Annotated in this window: 1 protein-coding gene; it reads right to left on the bottom strand. The window is 43.7% G+C overall.

The features are described from left to right. Nucleotides 1-538 precede the first annotated feature (538 nt). Nucleotides 539-1,507 carry a hypothetical protein gene (locus tag L1D50_RS22960; protein WP_128726152.1) on the bottom strand — a complete coding sequence of 323 codons (969 nt, stop codon included), beginning with the start codon at nucleotides 1,505-1,507 and terminating at the stop codon, nucleotides 539-541. Nucleotides 1,508-1,601: the final 94 nt, after the last annotated feature.

The following is a 1,601-nucleotide window of genomic DNA, read 5'->3' as shown; positions in this document are numbered from 1 at the left end:
GTCTCCAATCAATTTGAAGGGTGAAATACCATATTAGCGTCGTTAAAAATTTCTCATTTAGAACAACTAAATAGCAAAATTTTTGCCTAGCTACTAAAGCTATTTCTCCGCTTCAAATTGCTCATTTACCTAATACAATTGGTATCGCAACCGTCTTGTAAGGCACGTCCCTGTGCCAGACAAGACTTGGCCGACATCCTGTCGGCACATTGCATATCGGCCTATGCCTCTCGGGTGTGATGGAGGGGGAAGTCGCCTGTGGAATTTCCACTTTCTTATTAGCGATAGAGTAGTTTACAAGCTCAAAAAATTGTGGCTCCAGCCTCACAGTGTAAATAGTTTTGTGGGAGGCGGTCTTTTCTTTAGGCATCAAAGAAGCCCATGGATGGGCGTCGAAATCGGTCAGAAAGACGATCTGACTTTACACATAGTCTCGAGTTAATGTTGAACTTTACTGACTGTGGAGCAATCGTATATTGCTCCAAAGCCAAGTCATTCAGCCAGGATCTGTTCATCTTTCAGCAAAGGTCAACAGACCCTAGTCATCTAGCTTTACGGCTCCCGCTATCCTGTCTATTTTCACCGAGCCTGAGCCTGACTCGGTAATGGTCAGAGAACCTGCATCTACCACACGGATATTTCCAGCACCGTCTTCTATTTGAACATGGCCCTTCACTGCTTCGATATCCGTATTGCCCGAACCATCAACGATAGTGACATCGCCTTGGGCGTGACGCACACGAATGTTACCGGATTCATCATCGATTTTAATATTATGTCCGCCTTCAACAACTAGTGAGCCAGAGCCATCGGTGATATCAGCGTTGCCGCTAAAACCGCGAAGGGTTAGATCGCCAGACTCATCTTCTATTTTGATATCCGTGCCGCCAGCCACATTAATATTACCCGAGCCATCCTCCAACCCCAGTGTATCGATCAACCCCTTTATGGTTATGTCGCCAGAACCATCGTCGATAACGAGTTGCTGGACGTTAGTGACATGGATATTGCCACTGCCGTCATCAATTTCAGCACCTTGAATATCTTCTAATGTGATATTGCCAGAGCCATCATCTAGCTTGATAAAACCTTTGATATTTTTGATGGTTATATCACCCGAACTGTCATCAAGTGTTAGTGCGAGCTGACTTGGCATGGTGATGATTAGGTCAATTCTAGGGCTGTTATTACGATACCATTGTACACCAGAACTTGTATCAGAATCGGCTACCAATATGGCGGTATCACCTGACTTTTCAAGGGTAAGTCGATAGTTCTCCGTTTCTGTGGTTAACACTGAAGCTTCCACTTGGATCTCTTGTTGGTTGTCGTATCCAATGATTTGGATATTACCCGAGGTGGTATTTGCATCAAGTTTGCTTATCTCTGCAGCGCTGAGCTGTAGAGATTTATGGAGTGTTTTGGTTGCCGCTGCGCTTGGAGAGATATGTACGACACAGCCAGATAAAAGGCTAAGGGCGGCTAAACTGGTGAAAAGCTTTTTCATTTTTGTTATTTTCCGTAGTGATGATGACATAATGTTGTCATTCAGCAATAGTTATACCATAAATAGTGTCTATATAAATCAATGAGTTAATAAA

This window comes from Pseudoalteromonas sp. Isolate6 (assembly GCF_022398435.1).
Taxonomy (GTDB): Bacteria; Pseudomonadota; Gammaproteobacteria; order Enterobacterales; family Alteromonadaceae; genus Pseudoalteromonas; species Pseudoalteromonas galatheae.
Note: the sequence above shows the minus strand (reverse complement) of the source record. Positions and strands in the feature narration are given on the sequence as shown.

What these genes read in the sequence shown, in the direction of transcription:
- L1D50_RS22960 (WP_128726152.1), bottom strand. Translation starts at nt 1,507, where the DNA reads ATGAAAAAGCTTTTCACCAGTTTAGCCGCCCTTAGCCTTTTATCTGGC.